Origin of the sequence: Lederbergia citrea (assembly GCF_018343525.1) — a bacterium.
Classification (GTDB): Bacteria; Bacillota; Bacilli; order Bacillales; family Bacillaceae_C; genus Lederbergia; species Lederbergia citrea.
In genome coordinates this window covers 1,146,424-1,169,344 of record NZ_JAGYPH010000001.1, presented here as the reverse complement: position 1 = coordinate 1,169,344, position 22,921 = coordinate 1,146,424, and the positions used below count along the sequence as shown (strand labels likewise).

General features: G+C 34.4%; 19 protein-coding genes and 5 pseudogenes. 21 read left to right on the top strand and 3 right to left on the bottom strand.

Annotated elements, in window-relative coordinates:
* Positions 1-8 precede the first annotated feature (8 nt).
* The 5 genes from KHA88_RS06100 to KHA88_RS06080 all read left to right on the top strand — a co-directional run bounded on the left by KHA88_RS06100 (position 9) and on the right by KHA88_RS06080 (position 5,738).
* Positions 9-1,304, top strand: coding sequence for an IS110 family RNA-guided transposase (locus tag KHA88_RS06100; RefSeq protein WP_213121584.1), 1,296 nt, complete (start codon positions 9-11; stop codon positions 1,302-1,304).
* A gap of 637 nt (positions 1,305-1,941) precedes the next feature.
* Positions 1,942-2,718 (top strand): class I SAM-dependent methyltransferase, encoded by a 777-nt coding sequence (locus KHA88_RS06095; RefSeq protein ID WP_213121583.1) that lies wholly within the window; start codon positions 1,942-1,944, stop codon positions 2,716-2,718.
* A 711-nt stretch (positions 2,719-3,429) separates the two neighbouring features.
* On the top strand, positions 3,430-3,987 hold the full coding sequence (locus KHA88_RS06090) for a hypothetical protein (RefSeq protein WP_213121582.1): 558 nt from the start codon (positions 3,430-3,432) through the stop codon (positions 3,985-3,987).
* 70 nt (positions 3,988-4,057) lie between these two features.
* Positions 4,058-5,284, top strand: coding sequence for a GIY-YIG nuclease family protein (locus tag KHA88_RS06085; protein ID WP_346729162.1), 1,227 nt, complete (start codon positions 4,058-4,060; stop codon positions 5,282-5,284).
* A gap of 151 nt (positions 5,285-5,435) precedes the next feature.
* Positions 5,436-5,738 carry a competence protein CoiA family protein gene (locus KHA88_RS06080; protein ID WP_213121580.1) on the top strand — a complete coding sequence of 101 codons (303 nt, stop codon included), beginning with the start codon at positions 5,436-5,438 and terminating at the stop codon, positions 5,736-5,738.
* A 523-nt stretch (positions 5,739-6,261) separates the two neighbouring features.
* Here KHA88_RS06080 and KHA88_RS06075 read toward each other — a convergent pair.
* A complete protein-coding gene (locus KHA88_RS06075; RefSeq protein ID WP_213121579.1) occupies positions 6,262-7,149 on the bottom strand; it encodes a LysR family transcriptional regulator in 888 nt (295 codons plus the stop codon).
* Positions 7,150-7,346: 197 nt separating this feature from the next.
* On the opposite strand from KHA88_RS06075, the gene tkt reads away from it, so the two are divergent.
* Both tkt and KHA88_RS06065 read left to right on the top strand, forming a co-directional pair.
* Positions 7,347-9,368, top strand: coding sequence for a transketolase (gene tkt, locus KHA88_RS06070; RefSeq protein ID WP_213121578.1), 2,022 nt, complete (start codon positions 7,347-7,349; stop codon positions 9,366-9,368).
* A gap of 218 nt (positions 9,369-9,586) precedes the next feature.
* Positions 9,587-10,134: pseudogene (locus KHA88_RS06065) on the top strand (DUF402 domain-containing protein).
* A 416-nt stretch (positions 10,135-10,550) separates the two neighbouring features.
* Here KHA88_RS06065 and KHA88_RS21305 read toward each other — a convergent pair.
* Positions 10,551-10,978: pseudogene (locus KHA88_RS21305) on the bottom strand (class I SAM-dependent methyltransferase); the annotation flags it as partial.
* Between the two features lie 258 nt (positions 10,979-11,236).
* On the opposite strand from KHA88_RS21305, the gene KHA88_RS06050 reads away from it, so the two are divergent.
* From KHA88_RS06050 to KHA88_RS06010, 10 genes and pseudogenes are all read left to right on the top strand, one after another.
* Positions 11,237-11,917 (top strand): HAD family hydrolase, encoded by a 681-nt coding sequence (locus KHA88_RS06050; protein WP_213121575.1) that lies wholly within the window; start codon positions 11,237-11,239, stop codon positions 11,915-11,917.
* A 259-nt stretch (positions 11,918-12,176) separates the two neighbouring features.
* The gene (murA, locus tag KHA88_RS06045) at positions 12,177-13,469 is read left to right on the top strand and encodes a UDP-N-acetylglucosamine 1-carboxyvinyltransferase (protein WP_213121574.1); all 1,293 of its coding nucleotides are present in this window, start codon (positions 12,177-12,179) and stop codon (positions 13,467-13,469) included.
* Positions 13,470-14,160: 691 nt separating this feature from the next.
* Positions 14,161-14,622, top strand: a pseudogene (locus KHA88_RS21420) (NUDIX hydrolase); the annotation flags it as partial.
* Positions 14,608-15,198 carry a nucleoside-triphosphatase gene (locus KHA88_RS21415; protein ID WP_283247419.1) on the top strand — a complete coding sequence of 197 codons (591 nt, stop codon included), beginning with the start codon at positions 14,608-14,610 and terminating at the stop codon, positions 15,196-15,198. The pseudogene KHA88_RS21420 and the gene KHA88_RS21415, both read left to right, overlap by 15 nt.
* Before the next feature lie 178 nt (positions 15,199-15,376).
* Complete coding sequence (locus KHA88_RS06035; protein ID WP_213121572.1) at positions 15,377-15,865, top strand: NUDIX hydrolase; 489 nt, start codon at positions 15,377-15,379, stop codon at positions 15,863-15,865.
* Between the two features lie 149 nt (positions 15,866-16,014).
* Positions 16,015-16,497 carry an NUDIX hydrolase gene (locus tag KHA88_RS06030; protein WP_213121571.1) on the top strand — a complete coding sequence of 161 codons (483 nt, stop codon included), beginning with the start codon at positions 16,015-16,017 and terminating at the stop codon, positions 16,495-16,497.
* Positions 16,498-16,692: 195 nt separating this feature from the next.
* Positions 16,693-17,148: a hypothetical protein gene (locus tag KHA88_RS06025; protein WP_213121570.1), complete on the top strand. Its 456-nt coding sequence runs from the start codon at positions 16,693-16,695 to the stop codon at positions 17,146-17,148.
* Positions 17,149-17,306: 158 nt separating this feature from the next.
* Entirely contained in the window at positions 17,307-18,149 is an 843-nt protein-coding gene (locus KHA88_RS06020) for an alpha/beta fold hydrolase (protein WP_213121569.1), read from the top strand.
* A gap of 631 nt (positions 18,150-18,780) precedes the next feature.
* Positions 18,781-19,401, top strand: coding sequence for an NUDIX domain-containing protein (locus KHA88_RS06015; protein ID WP_213121568.1), 621 nt, complete (start codon positions 18,781-18,783; stop codon positions 19,399-19,401).
* A 151-nt stretch (positions 19,402-19,552) separates the two neighbouring features.
* Positions 19,553-19,918, top strand: a pseudogene (locus KHA88_RS06010) (class I SAM-dependent methyltransferase); the annotation flags it as partial.
* Here KHA88_RS06010 and KHA88_RS06005 read toward each other — a convergent pair.
* Positions 19,915-20,183 (bottom strand): annotated as a pseudogene (locus KHA88_RS06005) (transposase); the annotation flags it as partial. The pseudogenes KHA88_RS06010 and KHA88_RS06005 sit on opposite strands and share 4 nt — an antisense overlap.
* A 204-nt stretch (positions 20,184-20,387) precedes the next feature.
* Between KHA88_RS06005 and KHA88_RS06000 the strand changes: the two are divergent.
* The 4 genes from KHA88_RS06000 to KHA88_RS05985 all read left to right on the top strand — a co-directional run bounded on the left by KHA88_RS06000 (position 20,388) and on the right by KHA88_RS05985 (position 22,539).
* Positions 20,388-20,804, top strand: coding sequence for an NUDIX hydrolase (locus KHA88_RS06000; RefSeq protein ID WP_213121566.1), 417 nt, complete (start codon positions 20,388-20,390; stop codon positions 20,802-20,804).
* Between the two features lie 134 nt (positions 20,805-20,938).
* Positions 20,939-21,166, top strand: coding sequence for a DUF3977 family protein (locus tag KHA88_RS05995; RefSeq protein ID WP_430413694.1), 228 nt, complete (start codon positions 20,939-20,941; stop codon positions 21,164-21,166).
* A 99-nt stretch (positions 21,167-21,265) separates the two neighbouring features.
* The gene (locus KHA88_RS05990) at positions 21,266-22,156 is read left to right on the top strand and encodes a methyltransferase domain-containing protein (protein ID WP_213121565.1); all 891 of its coding nucleotides are present in this window, start codon (positions 21,266-21,268) and stop codon (positions 22,154-22,156) included.
* Between the two features lie 35 nt (positions 22,157-22,191).
* Positions 22,192-22,539 (top strand): GNAT family N-acetyltransferase, encoded by a 348-nt coding sequence (locus KHA88_RS05985; protein ID WP_249312926.1) that lies wholly within the window; start codon positions 22,192-22,194, stop codon positions 22,537-22,539.
* The last annotated feature ends 382 nt before the right edge of the window (positions 22,540-22,921 follow it).

Sequence of the window (22,921 nt, the reverse complement as noted above, 5' to 3'; positions counted from 1 at the left end):
GCCTCACAATGAATTATAACCAAAATCATAAAATCTCTCAAATTACTTCTGAAACCTTAATTGTCGGAGTAGACATCGCCAAGCACAATCATGTTGCAAGAGCGCAAGATTTTAGAGGATTGGAACTGGGTAAAACGTGTTTCTTTGAAAATACGAAAGCAGGATTTCATTCGTTTCTAGATTGGATTAACCAACTAGTTAAAGGGTTTAAGCTAAATCAAGTAATTGTAGGCATGGAGCCAACCGGTCACTACTGGTTAAATCTAGCTCATCTTCTAAAAGAGAATAATATTAAGTTCGTATCTGTTAATCCATTACATGTTAAACGAAGTAAAGAATTAGATGATAATTCACCTACAAAGAATGACGTGAAAGATGCAAAAGTCATCGCACAGTTAGTCAAAGACGGAAGATACGCCGAACCAACAATTCCACAAGGGATTTACGCAGAACTCCGAGTGGCAAAAAAACTCCGCGATCTTCTCAATGTTGACTTACAAATCGTTCAGGGACAAGTTCATAACTGGCTTGATCGTTACTTTCCTGAATTTTTGACAGTGTTCAAAAGTTGGGAAGGCAAGGCAGCTATTCATTTTCTAAAGTTAGAATCCTTGCCACATGAACTTGTAAAGTATACGGATGAAGAGCTCTTACTTTACTTAAGACAAGTGGTAAAACGCAGTATAGGCTTAAAGAAGATACGAGCACTTAAAGAAGCAGCCAATCGTTCGATTGGTATTCGACAAGGGTCAGCTATGGCGAAATTAGAGTTGAGAGCTTTACTAGAGAAGTATGAATTTATTCAATTAAAATTCGAAGAATTAGATCAGCAATTAGATCAGTTATTAGAACATATCCCAGGTGTAACACAGATGCTAGAGGTGTCAGGGATCGGTCGAGATACAGTAGCAGGTTTTTTTGCAGAGGTCGGCGACCTCAGAGACTATAAACATCCACGCCAAATCGTAAAATTAGCGGGTTTAAGTTTAAAAGAAAACACATCCGGAAAGCACAAAGGTCAGACCAAGATTACCAAACGGGGACGAAAGAAGTTGAGGGCCCTCTTATTCCGAGCAGCCATGATACTGGTGGCAAAGAACAAAGCTTTTAAAGCTCTTCATATCTATTACACAACACGGTCTCACAATCCTTTAAAGAAAATGCAATCTCTGATTGCCTTGTGTAACAAGCTTATTCGAATTCTGTTTTCAATAGGTAAAAAACAATTTACGTTTCAAGAAGACAAGATGTTAAAGGACATCCCTCATATGGCAACATTTGAGGAGCATCAAACAGTTGCATAAGTTCAACGAATTAAAGGTTTCACAGTCACTTCATTAGTCACTATCTTTTACAAGGGAAGCACGGATTAGTCGGCAAAGCAACTAACGTGAGGGCTTAGATCCTGTGGGGCAGCATGACCGACATCCACCTCATGGAAAGGTTGAACGAAGGAATGTAGGAGCATCGACTCTGTGAGGCATGGGAGGGTTGACCTCCATGAGACATGTGGACATCCAAAAGTGCGATCATAAGTATGTTTACCAATTTATTCCTGTAATTGGCTAGTTTAGTATACACTTTTTTCGGTAAACCCCTATCCTTGAGGAGTAATGCTGATCTTACGTAGATACTGGTTAATGATATGGTAATGAAATCTTATGAATTCAAGAGTAATCGTGAGATTGTGATTAGTTTATTGAGGGAGTTTAGTTGAACAACAATAGTTCTTTTTTGAAGATATATCTATAAGGAAGACGACTTATGTTTGTAAAAAATAATTTTAAAATTTTCTTATAATATCAATTGGGGTAAAATTAGAAATATCAAGTATGCCTATATATTGTTGATCTTACTGTAAACGAAAAACTTACCTGGAGATTTTAGAAATTAAATAATTTTGGTGAAATGCACTGTAAAAATTGAAATGAGGGATGTTAAGTGGGGATTAATTTTCATAGTGAGAAAAATCGCATTACTTATACAACTCGGAACGCTGACAACTCGTGGATTAAAGCTATTAAAGACCTTGTACCTATAGAGAGTAATTTTAAAGCTTTGGATATTGGATGTGGTGGAGGAATTTATTCCAAATCCCTATCAGATATGGGAGTAGCTTCTGTTACCGGTGTGGATTTTTCCGAAGCAATTCTTGATGGTGCAAGAGAAAATTGTAAAGCATATAATAACATATCTTTTAAACACGGAAACGCTTTTGATACTGGCTTAGAAAGTAAAAGTTTTAATTTATTACTTGAAAGAGCATTGATACATCATATTGTTGAATTAAAACATTGTTTTAAAGAAGCATATAGATTGTTAAAGGACAACGGATTTTATATTGTTCAAGACCGTACGCCTGATGATTGTTTATTGGAAGGTAATGATAGTCATATAAGAGGATATTTCTTTGAACTCTTTCCAAGATTAATTGAAAAAGAAACTAAACGTCGTCACAATAGTCAATTTGTACTCGAAACCCTTAAGGAAGTTGGATTCAGAGAAATCGAAGAAGTTAAGTTATGGGAAACAAGAAAAGTGTATGAAAATAAGAAGCAATTGCTAAGTGACTTAAGTGAAAGAACAGGAAGAAGTATTTTACACGAATTGAACGATAAAGAATTAAAATTATTAATTAATCATATAGATGACTCAATTTCAATAGATAATAACATAGTTGAAAAAGATAGATGGACAATTTGGAAAGCAGTTAAATAATCGGTTAACTTAATTTAGATTGTGAAAAAATTTCACGAGTTTCTTTAGTTGAACAGTCTAAATAAAGAAAGACCTTAAATATACAGCAAATTATAATTTACTGATATTCAAGGTCTTTATAAAGTTTGTACAAACTTTCCTTTCGTTTATATACATAAGTAGAATCAATTCTCATCTATTAATCGAACATTTTATTAAGTGGTTGGAGGTAGTAGTACAAAATCCTAAGAAATTTACCTATTGACAACATACCGAGGAGGTATTCAACGTGGCAGATATTAAATACATAGAAAAATTTGATTATAGAATACCACTAGTTTAGACTTTCATGTCTCAAAAACAGTGTACTGAAGGGGGTTTAGACTTTCTTGTCCTAATAGTTTAGACTTTCATGTCTTTGAACAAAAAGACAACAACAGGAGGATAAAGATTTCCTTTTTTATTTGGCACTAAATTCAAATTTAGAGAACAATAAACAATGAGAACAAGGGTTTGGTAAAATTACTTTATAGAAACAAAATTTGGAATTGGAGGAATTTTAATGCAGAGGTTAAAGATAATTCAATAGTAGATGAAGTTGCATCTGTTGAGTTTGCTGCAATATTTGAGATCGGAAGACTTATCTTAAACAATGACAAGTAAAGATGGTACCGATGTCTAACAATATTAGACGCAAGAAAGTCAAATTTTATAATTATAAAGGGGAAAAAGATGAAACAATATAGAAACCCCCATCATCATTTGTACCGATTAGAAGAAATAGACATAATTGATGATGATAACAAAAATGTTAAAAAAGGTTATGTGTTTGTAGATCATCAAGGGGAAATTCTTGATAGAAAAAAAGCATTAGAATATATTGAATTTCTTCAAGAAGCATATTCAAATACTAGTATCGATGAATTTATTACAGAAAGCAATAAACAACAATTTTTGTATAATGCTGTAGCGTCAAAATTGTACTCCAGTTCATTAAAGTTTGAAAAAGTGGATGAAAATTGCTACAAAGTAAATCGACCAGATTATAAAAAGAATACTTTCAATAAATCAAAAAGAGATTGGTCATTCCGTTGTTCCCTTTGTAACAAAAAAGTATCGAGTAAATATGATGAAAGCTACTATTTAGTAAGTAGTCCTTTCGATCAGTATTTTGATATGCCAACAGAGAGAACTTGTTCTATACCTTGTGCAGATGTTGTTTATAAAGATAATCTAAAAAGATGGATTAAGGAACGGGAACTTAGTGACTACGTAATAATTAACTTTTAATGAAATTTAATAACACCTTTTAAACTTCCTTATTGCTTAAAAAATCGTGGAATAAAACCTTATTACTAAAGTGGTGAGTTTATTGGAAGGCTACATATATGTATTAACGAATGAATCTATGCCAAACTTACTTAAGATTGGCAAAACAACTCGGGATACTTTTACACGTATCACAGAATTATCTAATTCTACAGGAGTTCCTACCCCTTTTGTTTTAGCTTTTCAACAGTATTTTAAGGATTGCCATACTGCAGAATCGGTAATCCATAAGACGTTAGAATTAAAAGGAGAAAGATTGAACAATAATCGTGAATTTTTCAATTCTTCCCTAGAATCAGTTATACAATTAATATTGGAATTAAAATTTAAAGAAAATGATAATCTTGTAGATAGAACTACTAATGGACTTACGGAATATAAAGGGAAAGAATTGCTATCTCAAGGAATCGCACAATATCTTGGAATAGGTGAAACGATACAAGATTACGAGGAAGCTCTCAAAACCTTAAAATTAGCAAGTAATTATGGTAATCAAAATGCCAATCGGTGGCTATCAATGCTCTATTACAAAGGTGATGGTACAAAGAAAAATGAGCGGATGACTTTTGATTATCTTAAAAAAGGAATGAATGCCGGTGATGTAGGAAGTACAGCTTTATTGGCCCTCTTATCCTTACATTCAAAAAAATATGCGAATAAAGAGAACTGTAAAAAATATTGGAAATTGTTTTTGAATGGACTACAAACTGAAGAAATTACTGATGAACTTTTGATTTACCTATATGAATTGATATGTTTGGAGGTAAATGAATACGGTCAGATTTCTTTGCAAACGAAAAATGTTATAAAGGAGAAAAATATTAATTTAATAGATTACATCAAAACTAGAATTTTACGAACGAAAGACAGTGAATTAAATAAATGCAATTACCCTATTTTATTTCAAGAAGTCTTTGTCGATGACTTAGACGACATAAGGTATATTGAAATCAAAGTTGAGAATTTTACTCAGTTTAATAATGAAAAATTCTATAGAAATAAAAGTGATGAACTTTCCAATCAGGAATTACAAACCATAAATATTGATGAATTACAAGAATTAATGGTGAATGGAATAACCGAGGAATATTACTGTTTTAAATATATACAGAGTAACAGTAAAAGATATGTTAAAAAAAGTGACATTGCGGATTATCTTAGTAGGCATAATTATGTGGAAGTATACAAAACTTCCGATATTAAATATCTTGAATATATTTTAAATACCCTGTTATCCGAACCTATTCTCTCAGTTTAATATTCATTTCTTAAATACCCCAAACAATTGATAGTATAGGAGAAAAACATGGCACTCTTAAGTTGGAATGAAATTAGAGCAAGAGCTATAAAATTTTCAAAAGAATGGGAAAATGTCGTAACGTCGAATCACGATAGGGAGGTAAACTTTATTGGCAGTAAATATAACGTTTGCTTTATTACAAGGTCAATTGGTCCATATAAGTGAGCGAATATCGAAGGATAAGAAATATTATTGCCCTTCTTGTATGGAATCGGTTATTGCAAAGAAAGGAAATATTAATGCGCATCATTTTGCTCATAATGCTAATAGCTCTTGCTTAACTAATGAAGAAACTATGTTGCATTATTTTTCCAAACACTACCTGGCATCTGCTAAAGATGAAAATATTGCCTTGCAATTTCCGGTGTCATTTTTTAATACTATTAATGGTATAGCTACTGCTATAAGATAACTTTGGTTTAGGAGAAGAAATACCAAGATATCTTCCTTTTGTCTTATACGAAGATAATCCATATGATTTCCATTTTACATTGTTAAAAAACAAAATTATGGATTTTTCTTATAAAATAATGGATGGAGTAAAAAATTTAAATACTTAAAATATAGATTTTGAAGAAATGCTCTTAAAGGCATCCGATTGTTTCATTAATTCGTAACGGGAAAAAGTGAATCCTGATACTAAATTAAATAGAGGTACAACTGAAAAATTCTAGAAGGGCTACTGCAAACATTTTAGAAATTTTGTTTAGGAGGCTACCCGTTCATAAATGTAATAATAATAAGTGTATTAATTTTTTTTATCAATTTATCCCTAGAATAAAGAAGTATCGGTCCTCGTTAAACTATATTAGGAAAGACCGGAAACTTTTAAATTCTGCGAGAATTTTTTTACATATGGTAGAAGAACTTTTTAAATTTCTACCCCACCAAAAACAAAAATCTTCTCTTCACTTTTATACACTTCTAAATTCTTCTTATAGCACGTCTAAATATTGATGGATAAAAGTACTACTTGCTTTCGAAAGCTGATGTTGACGAAGATAAACAATACCTATTTTGCGCGAGGGAATTTGCTCGACTAGTTTTAACTCCACCAACGCTCCGTTATCAAGCTCCTTTGTCACAAACTGTTTTGTGACAAAGGATATTCCAAGACCTACTTTGGCAAACTCAATCAGCAAATCAACACTAGCCAATTCAATTTCAGGAATTATTTCGAGTCCTTCTTCTGCAACAAAATTTTCTATAAATTGGCGGGAACTGCTCTTTTTTGTGAATAAAATGATTGGATGCTTAATGAGTTCGGATAAATGCAAGGCCTTTTCCGCCAAATGGCTGTACCTTGGACCAGCGACAAAGCAGTCCTGCACCGTCGTTGCTTCCCGAACTACGAGCTGATTATCATCGACTGGAAGTCTTACAATACCGAAATCAATCCTTCCTTCTTTGACGTACCTGATGATTTCGGAAGTTGTCCCATGTATCAAGTCAAGGCGTATTCCGGGATAATCGGAAAAGAACGTTCCTAAATGTGGTAACAGATAATATTTACATAATGAATCGCTGCTGCCGATACGCAATTCACCTCGAACAAGGCCGTTGATGTCGGCCATATGGCGTTCAGCTGAATCGAGAAAATTGAAAGCTTGTTCAACACTCCTAAACAACACTGTTCCTTCATCAGTCAGCCTAACCCCCCTTGCTTCTCGATGAAACAGTTTTATTGAAAGTTGCTCTTCCAACTGTTTTATTGCATAGCTGACACTCGGTTGAGTAATATAAAGCCGCTCTGCAGCACGAGAAAGATTTTGTTCCCTTGCCGTCCAATAAAACACACGGTATAACTCCAAATTCGCAACCATACATAACCTCCATCTATATCTAATATATAAAATATTTATTTGTTCAATAGATATAGCGTTATTATAATGGATTAAAATTGAAAAAACACCGTTTCACAACCATGAAATTTTTCATCATCAACGCATTTTCCGTTGATTTGAAAAGGTAAGCATGGATGCGTGTATGAGAAACAGGAACTAAAGGAGGAATACTGATCGTGCCCTTAGTTAATAAAACGATTGAGAATTTAGCAATTAATACAATTCGTACACTGACCATTGACGCTGTTGAAAATGTAAATGCAGGCCATCCGGGAATGCCGATGGGGGCAGCTCCCATGGGTTACGTGCTTTGGACTAAAGTTATGAAGCACAGCCCTTCAAATCCTTTATGGTTTGACCGGGACCGTTTTGTGTTGTCGGCCGGACATGGCTCCATGTTGTTGTACAGTCTGTTACACCTGTGCGGATACGGTTTAACATTGGATGATTTAAAGGAATTCCGTCAATTGGGCAGTAAAACACCGGGCCATCCGGAATTTGGCCATACTGTTGGCGTTGAGGCAACTACCGGCCCTCTCGGTCAAGGGATCGGTATGGCCGTCGGCATGGCCATGGCTGAAGCGCATCTTGCCGCAACCTATAACAAAGACGATATTACGCTGGTAGATCATTATACTTTTGCACTCTGCGGCGACGGCGACATGATGGAAGGTGTTTCGTATGAGGCTGCTTCGCTAGCAGGGCATTTAAAGCTAGGCAAGCTAATTGTATTGTACGATTCCAATGATATTTCACTTGACGGTGAACTAAGTCTATCATTCTCTGAGAAAGTAAGAGACCGCTATGAATCCTTCGGATGGCATACGGTGCTTGTTAAGGATGGCAACGATATTGCAGCAATTCAAAGCGCATTGGAACAAGCGAAGAAAGAACAAACACGCCCGACTTTAATTGAAGTGAAATCGATTATTGGTTACGGCAGCCCAAACAAATCCGGTCTGGTTGCTGCTAGCGCCTCTCACGGATCACCGCTAGGAGAAAACGAAACCAAGCTGACCAAACAAGCCTACGGATGGCCGGAAGATAAGCATTTCTGGGTGCCGGAAGAAGTAAAGGCGCACTTTGCTTCTGTGAAGGAGCAAGGAGGAAAGCAAGAACAACAATGGAACGAGCAGTTGGCTGCGTACAAGAGTAAATATCCCGAATTGGGTCTTCAATTCGAGCAAGCGAAGAAAGGTGAATTGCCTCAAGGATGGGATACGGATATTCCTAAGTACGCTCCAACTGACAGGGCGATTGCTACCCGTTTGGCTTCCGGCAAAGCATTAAATGCCATTGCTAAAAAGCTGCCATTCCTATTCGGGGGTTCAGCCGACCTGGAGGGCTCGACTTTGACGCATATGGACGGATTTGAGAAATTCGATGATAAAGATTATAGTGGCCGCAACATTTATTTTGGCGTTAGGGAATTCGCGATGGGCTGCGCTATAAACGGCATGATGCTGCATGGTGGCTTACGTTCGTATGGAGGAACGTTCTTCGTTTTCTCTGATTATTTGCGAGCTTCGATACGTCTCGCGGCAATCATGAAGGTACCGGTCGTTTACGTGCTAACACATGACAGCATCGGAATCGGGGAAGACGGACCGACTCATGAGCCGATTGAACAATTGCCTGCCTTGCGGATTATTCCAGGAGTCACCACAATTCGTCCGGCTGATGCGAACGAAACTTCGGAAGCATGGCGTTATGCGGTTGAGCAGCAGGGGGGCCCCGTAGCGCTGGTGTTAACCCGCCAAAACATACCGATACTTGAAGGCACTGCTGAAAAATCGGGTGAAGGCGTCCGAAAAGGAGCGTATGTACTATCCGATGCCGCAAACGGTCAGCCGCAGGTACAGCTGATAGCCACCGGGTCGGAAGTGCAATTGGCCATTGAAGCTAAGAAGAAACTGGCAGAAGAAAGTATTGCCACCCGCGTCATCAGCATGCCAAGTTGGGAGTTGTTTGAGCAGCAACCACAATCGTACAAAGATTCGGTCATCCTACCTGATGTCAAAGCACGTCTTGCAGTCGAAATGGCCTATCCGTTAGGATGGGAGCGCTATGTCGGTGATAAAGGCACCATTCTCGGTATCAATAAATTCGGCGCATCAGGTAAGGGTGATGCGGTCATCAAGGAATATGGATTTACATCAGAAAATATAGTGGCACACGTTAAGCGTATGCTGAGTTAATGTTAAATAAAGAAGAAAGCGCTGATTATACGTCGGATACAATCAGCGCTGAGGGTTAACCTATAACTATCTCATTGTCATGTCTGTTCTATAAAAATGATCTTCAGCAATCGGGTCGTTTAATAGAATAAAATATTGATTTATCAGTGATGTAAAAATTAATAAAGACAATTGTTTTGGGAAGGAAGATTAGATAGGAAGGAGAAGCCAAAACAGTGATGAATATTCGTATCCCACCTAATAAACGTGGAGATATAATAATTGAAAGAAAAATACGATATGATTCCATTGTAATAGAAAGCAGCTGGAGTTGTTAGGCGTACATAATCAAAATGTAGTACTTTTCCATATCATTCAAGAATCCTTTACTATAATAGCAAACCAGACAAAATTAACTATTCCTAGAGGTAGTTACAAAATCGCATATTACTGGAAAGATCGTCCATATAATTTATACATCTGGAGAGATAATAAAGGGAAGTATATAGGTTCCTATTTTAATATTGTAAAAAATACATATATGACCGACAAGTTGGTATCCTTTGAGGATTTGATTTTTGATATTATGATTCTTCCAAATGGAGACTTCTTTATTTTAGATCTAGATGAGTTACCTGGGGAATTGGATCAATTTGAGAATGGATCTGTCCTACAAACTCTAAACTCATTAACGGGTTCAATTGATGTTCTTCTTTCTCAAATTATTTCAGAGACTAAAAATATCTATAAACACGAAGAACTTCTCCCTTGGTTGAACAACAAATAACATTTATGAAAGTCTGTTTTAAAAATTTGAGATTCAACAATTGTATGCTATTGCTAATTTTTAAAAAAGATATAGACTTATTTTTACATTTTACAACCAAGTTGCTGAAAAACGCAGTTATGGTATTTTGCTTGCAGAAGTAATATATCGTTTTAGCTTTTTTTTGCAACAACTCCATACAATGATGGTAATGATGAATTTGCACCTATTGTCAGTGGTTCGTCCATATGAATAATAGAAAATCCAATATCTAATAATTTATTTATATATTGCGATATCGGGCGATGATAAGCTCCTAAAGTTGATCGAAGTGTACCTGAACCTTTTGATTTCCAATGTTGAGAAGAATAAGATGAAACATTTCTTGAGCCATCTTCAAGTGCATAGCTAAATGGCGATTGAAAACACGGATGCATGATTACGTAGACAAAGATTCCTCCAGGAACTAACACACGATATGCCGATTTAAATACAGATTGAAAATCAGGGACATCCATCAACATTAGATTTGAAACTACTACATCAAAGGAATTATCGGATATTTGTTTAAGTTTCATAGCGTCACCACATATCCACTCTATTGTTGATGATTTATTACGCGCCAATCTAATAATTTTTCACTAACATCGATTCCAGTAACCTTTGCTCCAAGTTTGCTTAATCGGAAACTAAGTTCTCCTTGACCGCAACCAATATCACAAATTTTCATTTTTGAGGGATCAGCAAATTCATATAGTTGTTCTAAAACGAATTGATAAGAAGTTTCAATTATTCCTGTTTTTTTCTCTACATTACTATTAACAACATCGTTGTATTGTTTGGTCCACTGGTCATAATTAGACAATCACCTTCACCTCCAAAATAAATATATGTCCATATTCTATATTTAATTAAAAAACCTTCTCTGCCAGAAGTGGATTGAAATAGATATATTAGAAAGTATCTTAATTTACAAAGATAAGATGTTTATAAAAAGATTTACCGAAATGTATCAACAATTAGGTTTTTCTTATTGAACAAAAGGGGAGCTGCTTTGTTCAATAAGGAATTTCATCAAAGTATCAGAATATAACAATATAAAAGGATCTATTTGGAGGTTAATATGAATCAAACAAATGATGTGAAAGTAATTTTCTTTGATGCTGGTGGTGTTCTTTTTGATACTGCCTTTAAAGGAGATGACAGAATAAGATATATTTTGATGGAAAGAGGTTATCAAAAATCTAAAATCGATTCGGCTATTTTAAAGGCTAAACAAGTTCCTCTACCTTTTATCACAAATTGGAATGAAGAAGAACAATACTTTAAGAGTTATTATGGAACCATTGCAGAAGAACTTGGAGAAATTGAGCTGACAAATGAATTGTTATATACAACTCATTTTGCCAGTCATTGTGAGATTTTTCCAGAAGTAAAAGGTGTACTTGAGGAATTAAAAAATAAGTACATATTGGCGGTTATATCAAATGCTATGCCAAGTATGGACTGGATATTTGATAGATTAGGAATTCGTAAATATTTTGATGCTATCATTCTCTCAGCATTTGTAAAAGGAGAAAAACCAGGTGAAGCCATTTATAATATCGCTTTAAATAAAACAAAAGCACAAAAAGAAGAGAGTGTTTTTATCGATGATAAAATGGAAAATATTGAAGGCGCTGAACTAGTTGGAATAAAAGGACTTCACTTGGATAGAAAAACGCAAGATTTAAAAGAATTGCTCGGTGATTATCAGTTAATTAAAGATTCACCAATAAATTCTAATATAAGAATTACGAACTAATTGATTTATCTTTGAATATTAGAGGTCTAGCTGTGATTATGGCTAGCTTTTTTTATATACTAAAATCTTTCTCAATATATTACAAGGCCCTCTATAAACTGTCGTGCATTAGATGCAATCATGACCACTAATAGAATTTCTTATGAAACTTGGAAAACAAACCCCGTTTAATTACTAGGAGGACTGGGTTCGTAAAATATACGCGTTACAGTTACTTTGTGAATTTCAAAGTTATTTAAAAAGATAAGGGGTGCCAAAAGTGGATATAAATTTAGAAAATCTTCTAAAGACAAATAAAATCCGTATAGATGGAGGAATCCAACTAGAAGGAGAAGTAAGTGTTGATGGGTCAAAAAATGCAGTCCTTCCAATGATTGCAGCTGCTTGCTTAACAAAAGAGGGGCAAACTACTCTTGAAAATGTACCAGCTATTTCAGATGTGGATGCCATGATAGGTATTATGGATGAGATAGGAGTTAAATATCAACGAGATGGTACCACACTACGCATTGAAGGAAATGGTATTGCTGCAGGTTATGTTTCAAATTTATTTGCACCTAAGCTTCGTCAATCTATTGTTTTCCTAGGAGCACTTGTCACAAGTCTAGGGGAAGCTAAAATTGCTTTGCCAGGAGGGGATAAAATAGGAGGAAATAGACCAATTGATTTTCACATCCAGGCACTTAAAGCCTTAGGTGTGGAAGTTAAACAAACTGATGGTTTTGTCCATGCAAAAGCTAAGCGATTGCCATTAAAAGGTGGACACATTATTTTCCCAAACCCAAGCATAGGTGCTACAGTAACAGCGGTTCTTGCAGCTGTGTTAGCAGATGGAGAGACGATTATAGAAAATACGCCTATTGAACCAGAAATTTTAGGGTTTTTGAATATGTTAAAAAGAATGGGGGCAAAAATTCAAGGGGATGGAACAAGTACAATAATTATAAATGGAGTACGAGAGTTAAAGGGCGTTACAGCCCAAACTATTCCAGATAGGATTGAAGCAGGGACATTACTTATCGCATTGGGTTTAACGGGTGGAACGGGAACAATTAAAGGTGTTATTCCTATCCATCATGAAAAGCTCCTTACCTTATGCCGTAATATTGGTATGAAGATATCTTTTTATAATCAAAACTGTCTGCGATTAGAAAAATCAGACCGATTACTACCTTTTCAAACAATTACAGGTCCGTTTCCCGATATTCCGAGTGATTTACAACCTCTTATTACTAGTTTGGCAACAAAGTGTAAAGGAATCTCGATGATTACCGATGTAGTATATAATGATAGATTTAATCATGTATCTGAATTAAAAAAGCTCGGAGCAGAAGTCCACATTGATGGAAGGTCCATTCAGGTTTTAGGTGGTAAAACGTTAAAAGCTAATACCCTTTATGGAAAAGATTTACGTGCAACTACCAGTCTTATATGTGCAGCTCTGAATGCACAGGGAACATCCTTCATACACGGAATGGAGCATGTACACCGTGGCCATGGAGGTCTATTAGAAAAGCTACAAAAATTAGGCGCTCAAGTTTCATATATATAACTTAATTAAATACTCTTTTCATCAAACAATTCACGATAATGTCATTAAGATGCCAATTAATAGATCGATGCTCAATTAACTCAATGACATCTTTATGATTTGTGTTTTGCTAAAGGTTGACACGCAAAAAAGCAATAAGAAAAATCTATACTAGAATAGCTGTATTAACCGGCTGAGTTAGATCGAAAAAAATAAAACCAGTCCGAAAACTAAAATCAGATGAATTCGTAAATTTGGGTACTAGATCCCAATAATTCTATGATGTTGAATGGGATGCAAATGACGATGTGATTTACGAGAAGCGCTTTTAATGCGCTTTTAATTGCTTTTAAAGATTTTAGTAGTGGGGCAGACAGAGCACCATAACGAGAAATGCCCATAGGAGGTCGGTCAACGGTAAATTGGACGAACTCAATAAAAAAGTATCGGGGACAGCATTTATGATCATGCAGTATTTTGCCACGGTCTTTAATAATAATAAGGGAGCGATTGGTTAATTTTAATTAAAATAATATATTACATTTTTAGTTTAATTTCTTATTCGTTAAGGGGATTCTCGAACAAGAAAAAGGGTTTTGAAATATAAAAAAGAATTATAGTAAGTATTGGCTATAGTTATTTATCTACAATGAATTGTTTAGTTGGTAAAGACATCGAATTGGACAATAAATTGAATTGGTGGGGTTAAAAGATGAATGAACAGTCAAAACATTTAATTGCCGTTTCAGCACTTGTTAAGAATGAGAGTGGACATTGCTTAATGGTTCGTACACATTTCAGATCTGACAGTTGGGAAATGCCAGGAGGATTTGTTGAAACTGGCGAGCCATTAGATATTGCTGTATGTCGAGAGTTTCTTGAAGAAACAGGGGTTGTTATTCGCCCCTTAGGAATAACAGGAGTTTACTACAATGAAAAGATTCATATTTTGTCTGTGGTTTTTAATGCGGAATATGTTAGTGGTGAAATAAGAATTCAACCTGAAGAGATCCTAGAGGCTAAATATATAGACTTGGATAATACTAATATTGATGAATATATAAAACGACCCAATGTAAAATCACGCACGCTCGATGCACTAAATGCAGTAAACCCCGTTCCATACGAGACATGGAATTTGAATCCTCCCAATTACAAGTTGTTGTCAAGGATAGACGGACATAGGAATACTAAAAATGTTTTTTTACTTACAGGAAAGCCTAGAATAGGCAAGTCAACCATGATAAAAAATCTCATTAATGATATTGGAACAGATATTTGCGGTGGATTCTATACGGAAGAAATAACCGATTCAAATGATCGAGTAGGTTTCAGATGTGTGTCCATTAATGGGGAAAGTCTAGAAATAGCAAATGTGGAGAGTCCTAGCAAAACTCGAATTGGAAGGTACGGAATTGATATAGAAAAGTTCGAAAATTTTGCTATTAAAGTATTACAAGACGCCTTGTCTTCCAAAAAAATAATTGTAATTGATGAAATTGGATTCATGCAGATGCTATCTAATTCCTTTAAAGAAATAGTTCAGGAAACTGTTTCCAATAAAAAGAAGATAGTTCTTGGGACAATTCCTTTAGACAGTCATCCTGAAATAGACAAAATTAAATATTTGGAAGAAGCAAGGATCATAAATGTAAATGAATTCAATCGTGATAGTATATCAGAATCTTTGGTAGTGGATATTTGGAAAGTTTTAGAGTTAAAATCCCAAGTAGTTGCCGACATCGTATAGTCCACCTCATGATCACATTCGGATTTTATGAGATACGATTATTTAAGATAACAAGGATGGTTCAAGCAGGATTAGTCCCTGAAGTAAAATAGCAGTTTACTTGAATAGGCAAAATCTATCAAATATTAGAAGATAGTTTAATAAATATATAAATTTGCAGCATAAGGAGGTCAAAAACTTGTCATTTCCAACGCATATCGTTGCCGCAGGTGGCTTTGTAGAAGATGGTGAAGGAAATATTCTTTTAGTAAAAACTCGTGATGGTGGTTGGGTTTATCCAGGTGGACAAGTGGAAGTTGGAGAAAACCTGATGGATGCTTTGGTGCGTGAAGTCAAAGAGGAAAGCGGAATTGACACTAAGGTTAGCTACTTAGTTGGTATCTATTCGAATACAGGGATTTTTAAATGGTATGATGGTGTGACTGATGTTCCAACGCAAGTTATCTTCGATTTTGTATGTAAACCTGTTGGTGGGGAGTTAGCTGTTTCTGAGGAAACAACCGAAAGTCGTTGGGTGGCGAAAGACAAAGTTCTGGATTTCATAGAACATCCAGCTATCCGAACTCGCTATCAGGCTTATTTGGATTTTAATGGAGAAATAAATTACAAGGAGTATGTAACCAAGCCCGAGTTCCAATTAAAACACGAAACATATATATCTAAGTAGATTATTTCTAGTTACTGAACAATACGAAATGAAAGTTGATTTTAAAGTTATTGTTTGTACAAACTTTCTTGTCGTATTTGTCCAAAGACTAATGTCCTTGGACATATTAACCTAAAGATATACACACTGGATAACTAGGAGGGGGAAAAGTGGGGTACATCTCTGAAATACGAAAGATCATCGGTAGTAGAGCAATTATAAGTGTAGGGGCAACGATACTTGTCATAAATGAGAAAAGGGAAATCCTTTTTCAACATCGTTCTGATACATTAGATTGGGGTTTACCTGGCGGTTCAATGGAACTAAGTGAGACTTTAGAAGAAGTTGCTTCTCGAGAACTGAAAGAAGAAACAGGTCTTGTAGCGAACCAGTTTGAGCTAATAGGTGTTTTTTCTGGTCCACGTTATTATTTCAAGTATCCAAATGGAGATGAAACATATAGTGTAATTAACTTATTTCGTGCGAAAAATGTAAGCGGAACATTAGAAATGAATGATGGGGAGAGTTTTAACCTTAAGTATTTCAATAAAGATAATCTTCCAGATAAGATTGAAAAAAGAGCAAATGAACTAATAGAAAATTTGGGAGATAAATTGTGGAATTTAGATAGCTCTTTCGTAGCTAATTATTAGGGCAACAGGCTTTAGTTTAATAAGATGAATTAAGGAACAAATCTCGGTCCTTAATTTATTTTTTCGATTATCAAAGATGTAGCAATGCCCTTTGTTGAAATTATTGTACTAACGGAACAATTTAGTTGAACAAACAGGAATAATTATTCATAAAGTCGAGAGTTACTAGTGTAATGAAAAATTAGGGGGGAAAATATGTCTTATAATCCAAAAAAAATTAGTTTGGAAGAAGCTCGTTTATCTGGAATAGATGTTAATTTTGAAATTATGAATAATGGTGAAAAACGATTTAGGTTAGTTAGTTCTGATGGCAGTTCATATTGTCGTACGGTTGGCTCAGCAATTGGTGCATGGCAAAATAGCCATTATCACAAAGCTGTTTCTGAGTTTTATGTTGTTCAGACAGGTTGGATTGTTTATGCAGAGATTGGTTTGAATGGAGAAATTGATTTTCGCTTTCTACAGGAAGGGGAAAGCGTAAGTGTAACCCCATTTGTTCATCACAATATTTACATGGCTTCCAATTCAATAACCCATACTATCAAATATGGTGGTGGGAGTGATGGAATTGATTGGTTTCCATCGGAAGAATTAGATAATATCACAAAAAAACTTACGGAAAATGACTTGCTTGAGATAAATAAAAACTAAGACAAATGATCTTAAACAAAAGGGGGTGTTAATCGGAGAAGGATTAACGCTTTTTTGTTTAAGTTACAGGTCTAACAAGGCGGTATAGCGAAAGAAGGAATATTGTAATGGTTTAAAGAAATAAACAAGTATAATAATTTCAAAACAGGGAGTGTATTATGAAGGATTATGATCTTGGTAACGAAGAGTTTAGTGTTCATTTTTATGAATGGGGAAAAAATAACAAACCAATAATAGTCTGTTTACACGGACTTGGAAATAGTGGTGCAGCCTTTTTTGAGTTGGCTGAATATCTAGAAGATAATTATCATGTACTATCTTTTGATAATCCAGGCCACGGAAGGACATCTTCTTTTGTAAATGAAGACGACTATCTCTTTTCAAACATTGCACAATGGTATGACAATGTATTTCAACAAGTATTAAAAGAACCTTTCTACATTTTAGGTCATTCTTGGGGGGCAGATATTGCATTACATTATGCTAAAAAGTATCCTGAAAAAATTAAAGGGGTTATTTTACTTGACGGTGGTTATACATTTCCTGATTTCCAAGAGGATATGACCTTTTCAAAAGTATATGATGGTTGGAACTATTATATGAATCATTCCTCGGTTTTCGACAATTGGGCAGATATTATAAAAGAGTATCAACAATACACAAATCATTGGAATAAAAAAATAGAAGAAATGGTTTCGACACTTTTTATTAAAGATGAAAAATATGAACTAATTAGTTCAAAGTTTACTGTTCTATCCATTATTAAAGCCTTTTTTAAAGAAAGTTTTACAACAGCATATCCTTACATAAAATCATCATTGATCCTAATCCACGCGACTCTTCCAAAAGAATTAATTAACGCTAGAAAGGCTGGAATAACCAGATTAAAACAGAACATAAAAGATGTCACAATTGTTTCAATGATAAAAACTAATCATTTGGTTCATTGGGACGACCCTCATAAAGTAGCTAATGAAATTCACAACTGGATAACAAAATAATTTTTGAACTATCGGAAGGGCGTTTGTTGAAGAATGAAATAGCTTCGTTTGAAATCTGAATTTAGGTAGACGTTAAAATTAATAAATCTTATAGGTGAACCTAACATAGCAGCATATCAAAAAATTTAAAAGTGAATTCAAAAGGAGTAGAGTTTTAAAAAAATTTTCCCATAACAGTGTGAGAGCCTGTAAAAAGTTGGGAGCTAACAATTGGCATTCCCTTGATCCAAAGTTATCCAATATTAAGCTAATCCATTCTACTTTTGAATAATGGGTTTATGAAAAATAATTACTATTAATAAAAAAACATAGGAAGTGTGAAAATATGTTGGATACTACGTGTTTGTTCTGCAAAAATAAATATACAATTAATCACTCTGATTCACAATATTATAAAATCAAAAAAGGGGAAAATAAATACTATATATGTAAAAGTTGCAATAATTCATTTCAACGGGAAGCGATTAATAAAACCGGAATAAGTCCAGATCAAATTGATGATTATGATAAGTTTTTCCGGTATAAATAAAACTCTCTTTTTAAATGTTTCACGTTAATGTCAATTTTCTTAATTGGTCTTATTTAAGGGCTAGTACAAGAGAGTTCAACTAATTATTTCCTGGAGGGTACTATGGAAAACGTATTAGGAAAGGTTACATGCTTTATTACTAGAAAAAAAGATGAAAATCTAGAACTTCTTTTGATTAAGCACCCAAATGCAGGTATTCAAGTACCAGCAGGTACAGTCGAAATAAATGAGGACTTTTATCAAGCTGCTATTAGAGAAGCTATTGAAGAAACTGGTCTTAAAGAATTTGTTTCATGTAACAGCATTGGAAAGCAAGAACAAAATTTGGTAGGGAAATACATCATTTATGAAAAGGCAAAATTATATTCAAGACCAGATATGACAAGTTTCCAATGGGCAGAAATAAGAAGAGGTATTACTGTTTTTCACGAACGAAGCCAAGGGGAATTTGTGCAAATCTCTTATAAAGAAGGAGATAAACATCCAGAACCCAATTACATAACATATCAGATAACCGGCTGGACTAAAAAATTGAATTTAGCATCAAAAGTAACAAGACAATTTTATCATCATCAATCAAACAGTCAGCTTGATAAATGGGAAATAAAGACAGATAACCACACCTTTAAATTATATTGGTCTCCATTAGACAACTTACCACAGATTGTTTCTCCTCAAAATGATTGGCTTGATTACTTATTAAATCAAATGAACAATTTGTAATATATTCTAGGCAAACGATTATTAAAGTAACCGGGGAATTTCCGTAATAATCAAGAATGCTTTTTCACTACGAACGGGTCAGTTTGGTAAAAGAAGGACATAAAGCCTTTTTACCGAATTAAATTAGGTAAAAAGGAATTAGGTGAAAATTATGAGTGAGATAGTTAACTATTATAATCAATTTGATGAATGGGGAAGGCTTGAACGTGAACCAATTGAATTCCAAGTAAATTGGCACTATATAAAGAAATATATGCCTTAAACAGGGAATATCCTTGACAATGGAGCTGGACCAGGAAAATATTCAATGGAACTTGCTAAAGATGGCTATAAGGTAACATTAACGGATTTAACGCCAAGATTAGTTGAAATTGCTAGGGATAAAGCAGAGGAACTTAATTAAGAAGAACAATTTGAAGGGTTTTATGTAGCAGATGCCAGAGAACTTAATATGATCAAAGATGAACAGTTTGACTCAAGCTTAATGCTTGGTCCCATGTACCATCTACAAAAAGATAATTTGTGAAGATTTCTTTCTATCACTTCTATTTTCGTCCCATGATCAGCGCGGCTTGCTTTAAAATATCGACTTCCATTTCTAGCTGCTTATTTCTCTTTCTTAAATCAATCAATTCTTGTTCTTCTGGGCTTCGATTATCTTTCTCTTGAAAAGATCCAGACTGTTGAAATTGAGCAATCCATCTGTCTAATGCAGAAGGGGTTAATTCATATTCGCTTACAATGGATTGACGGCTTTTTCCACTTTCATATAAAGCCACCACTTGTTTTTTAAACTCCGTTGAAAAGGTACGTCTTTTTTAGGCATTGTAGATTCTCCTCACTAGTTGTTTATTATTCTACTCGCCTTTATTTTTATTGTCTAACTTAGTGTAGCCTATCCAAATCGCTCTTTTTTGTTGAAGAGAGACTTAGAAAAAATCTAAACTATAAAGAATGCTTATAAATATATGTCGGAGGGGCATTTAATGTTCATTGTAAATGTAGAAGGTGCAATTCATCGAAATAACAAATGGCTTTTAATCCTTAGAAGTGAAAAAGAGGAACACGCAGGCGGTTCTCTTTCTCTTGTTGGTGGGAAGTGTGAAATTGAAGGAAATTCTTCGGATATTTTAGAAAGAACTTTGCAAAGAGAAATATTTGAAGAAGTGGGAATCGAAGTAACAGATCTTAGATATGTAAATAGTTCATCTTTTGTTACTGATTCAGGGCTTAATGTTATTGACATAGTTTTTATATGTCATCATAAATCGGGTGAGCCTTTTGCTAAAAGCACGGAAGAAGTTGATGATGTCATATGGATGACAACACAAGAGATATTATCCCACAATGGATTACCCACATATTTAAAGGAAAATATAAAACTTGCTGAGACGCTATTATAAGATATGAATCTTCTTTATCCAACTGGCAAGTTGCTGCAATAATGGCTTTTTCCTTATTGAAGAAAGGGAGTTTAGTTTAGAAAAGAATTCAAAGACCTCTTAAAGAATATAAGAAGAGTAATTAGTTTAAGGGGGTGTTGTTTTTGAAGTTTATCGAATTTGGAATACGCAACACTTGGTTGGTTAGGACAGAAACAGAGTTAGAAGATGGAATGGATTATGACGAGAAAGGAATAGTAGGACCAATTAATTTTCACTCTTTGTATTTAAGGATTTGGATTGGTGAAACTGTTTTAATATTTGATTTGAAGGAAGGATTTAAGCGGATTAAAAAAAGCGAAAAAAATTTAAAGTTATTATAGGTGTAAGCTCTAAAGTGAACTGAAGTAGTAGTTTTGTTCAATAAGAACAGGGAAATCTCTTTATCTTATTAAAAACCTTTAGGAAAAGGAGGACATTAATTGGAAGAGTATTATTGGGATACCAAGCTGGAATACCTCAAAAGAACGAGAGATTTATATTATAATGATGACTATTTAGAGTTTTTAGTGAAATACGTTTGGAAGCTATCTAAACCTATCCATATTATCGATTTTGGTTGCGGATTTGGATATTTAGGGCTTAAGTTATTACCCCTATTACCAACTGGGTCGAAATATACAGGAGTAGATAAAGGACAACAACTTATTAATAAGGGGATAGAGCTTTTTCAAAATCTCAAATATGAAGCTGAATTCTTTGAAACTGACGCAAACGAGATAGAATTAGAGTGTAAGTATGATATTGCAGTTTGCCACGCTTTTCTTTTACATATGTCAGACCCCAAAAGAATGCTTCAAAAAATGATCAGTTCTATTGTAAACAATGGAAAAATAATTTGTTTTGAACCTCACTGGATTTCAAATATGTCATCATACTGCATTGATGGGTATGACCAAACACATATTATGAAACTTGGCATTCTTCAAAATCTATTTGAAAATGATGAAAAAAAGAATGGAAAAGATGGAAATATAGGGGCTAAAATACCATTATATCTAGCAGAATTGGGTGTGAAGAACATTGAGTGCAGAATTAGTGACAAGGTAAATTTCCTCAATCCCTATATGGATCAAATAGATAAGCAAAAGTTGTATTTTTCTTTAAAAGAGGAAGGTTTAGGGGAAAAACCATCAAATAAAGAAGCGTTTATTGAAGGTTTAAAAAACAGTGGGGTCACTTTGGAGGATGCACAGGCTCAGTATGAAGCTGAGCTACTGTTTTCAAAAGTATTTAACATTGATTCCTCTTTAGTATACGCTCCTAGTATGAAAATTACTTTTGGAGAAATAAAAAATTGCAATCAATCTTAAATTCTGAACTTATTATTCAATAAGGTGGTGTTTCTTTGGAAGAATTAAAATCAATAGAAATTCACCCTAATGTGTGGGACCTTTTATCCTTTGCCACCTCAGAAAAAAATATTAAAAAAGAATATAAAGCATATATGGAATTGCCAACTAGAAAACTATATGCCTATAAAGTTGATGGTGAGATTGTAGGTTGTATTGGAATTAAATTTTTAGTTAACAAGCGTTGTGAGATAAAGCATATTGCAGTAATGCCAAGTCATAGAAAAGAAAATATAGGAAGTAAAATGATTAATTTTATATTGGAAAAATATTCATTTGCTTCCATATTGGCGGAAACTGATAAAGGGCTGTATACTTTTATAAAAAATATGGATTCACAATAACAAGTTTAGGTGAAAAGTATCCTGGAGTTGAACGTTTTCAATGTATTCTCGGTAATAATTAGCAATGTCTTAATGAATTATCAGGTGTTAATCAAAGAAGGATTAACTCTTTTTTTGTTGGAGTTATTAAGCTCTAACGGGGCAGTATTCTTATTTAACTTATAACAAAAAATGTTGAGAATTGTAAAATAATATGATACAGTTTCAGTAATAATCTTTGAAAGGGTGACCAAAAGCCAATGATAAACTAATTCTATCTGCAATGGAAAAGTCAGTTAACGAATTTTCTGGGTAGGATTAGTGTGGCCACTTTTTTGTATTAGCAAAAAGAGTATTGCTTTTTTGTAAAGCAGTGAATCTCTTTGTTCGTGCCTGCCTCCTA

Bases quoted from the DNA above. Each gene is read 5' to 3' on its own strand.
- KHA88_RS06000 (WP_213121566.1), top strand. From the start codon at position 20,388: ATGTTCATTGTAAATGTAGAAGGTGCAATTCATCGAAATAACAAATGG.
- KHA88_RS06050 (WP_213121575.1), top strand. From the start codon at position 11,237: ATGAATCAAACAAATGATGTGAAAGTAATTTTCTTTGATGCTGGTGGT.
- KHA88_RS06100 (WP_213121584.1), top strand. From the start codon at position 9: ATGAATTATAACCAAAATCATAAAATCTCTCAAATTACTTCTGAAACC.
- KHA88_RS06075 (WP_213121579.1), bottom strand. From the start codon at position 7,149: ATGGTTGCGAATTTGGAGTTATACCGTGTGTTTTATTGGACGGCAAGG.
- KHA88_RS06015 (WP_213121568.1), top strand. From the start codon at position 18,781: ATGGAAAACGTATTAGGAAAGGTTACATGCTTTATTACTAGAAAAAAA.
- KHA88_RS06025 (WP_213121570.1), top strand. From the start codon at position 16,693: ATGTCTTATAATCCAAAAAAAATTAGTTTGGAAGAAGCTCGTTTATCT.
- KHA88_RS06090 (WP_213121582.1), top strand. From the start codon at position 3,430: ATGAAACAATATAGAAACCCCCATCATCATTTGTACCGATTAGAAGAA.
- KHA88_RS06020 (WP_213121569.1), top strand. From the start codon at position 17,307: ATGAAGGATTATGATCTTGGTAACGAAGAGTTTAGTGTTCATTTTTAT.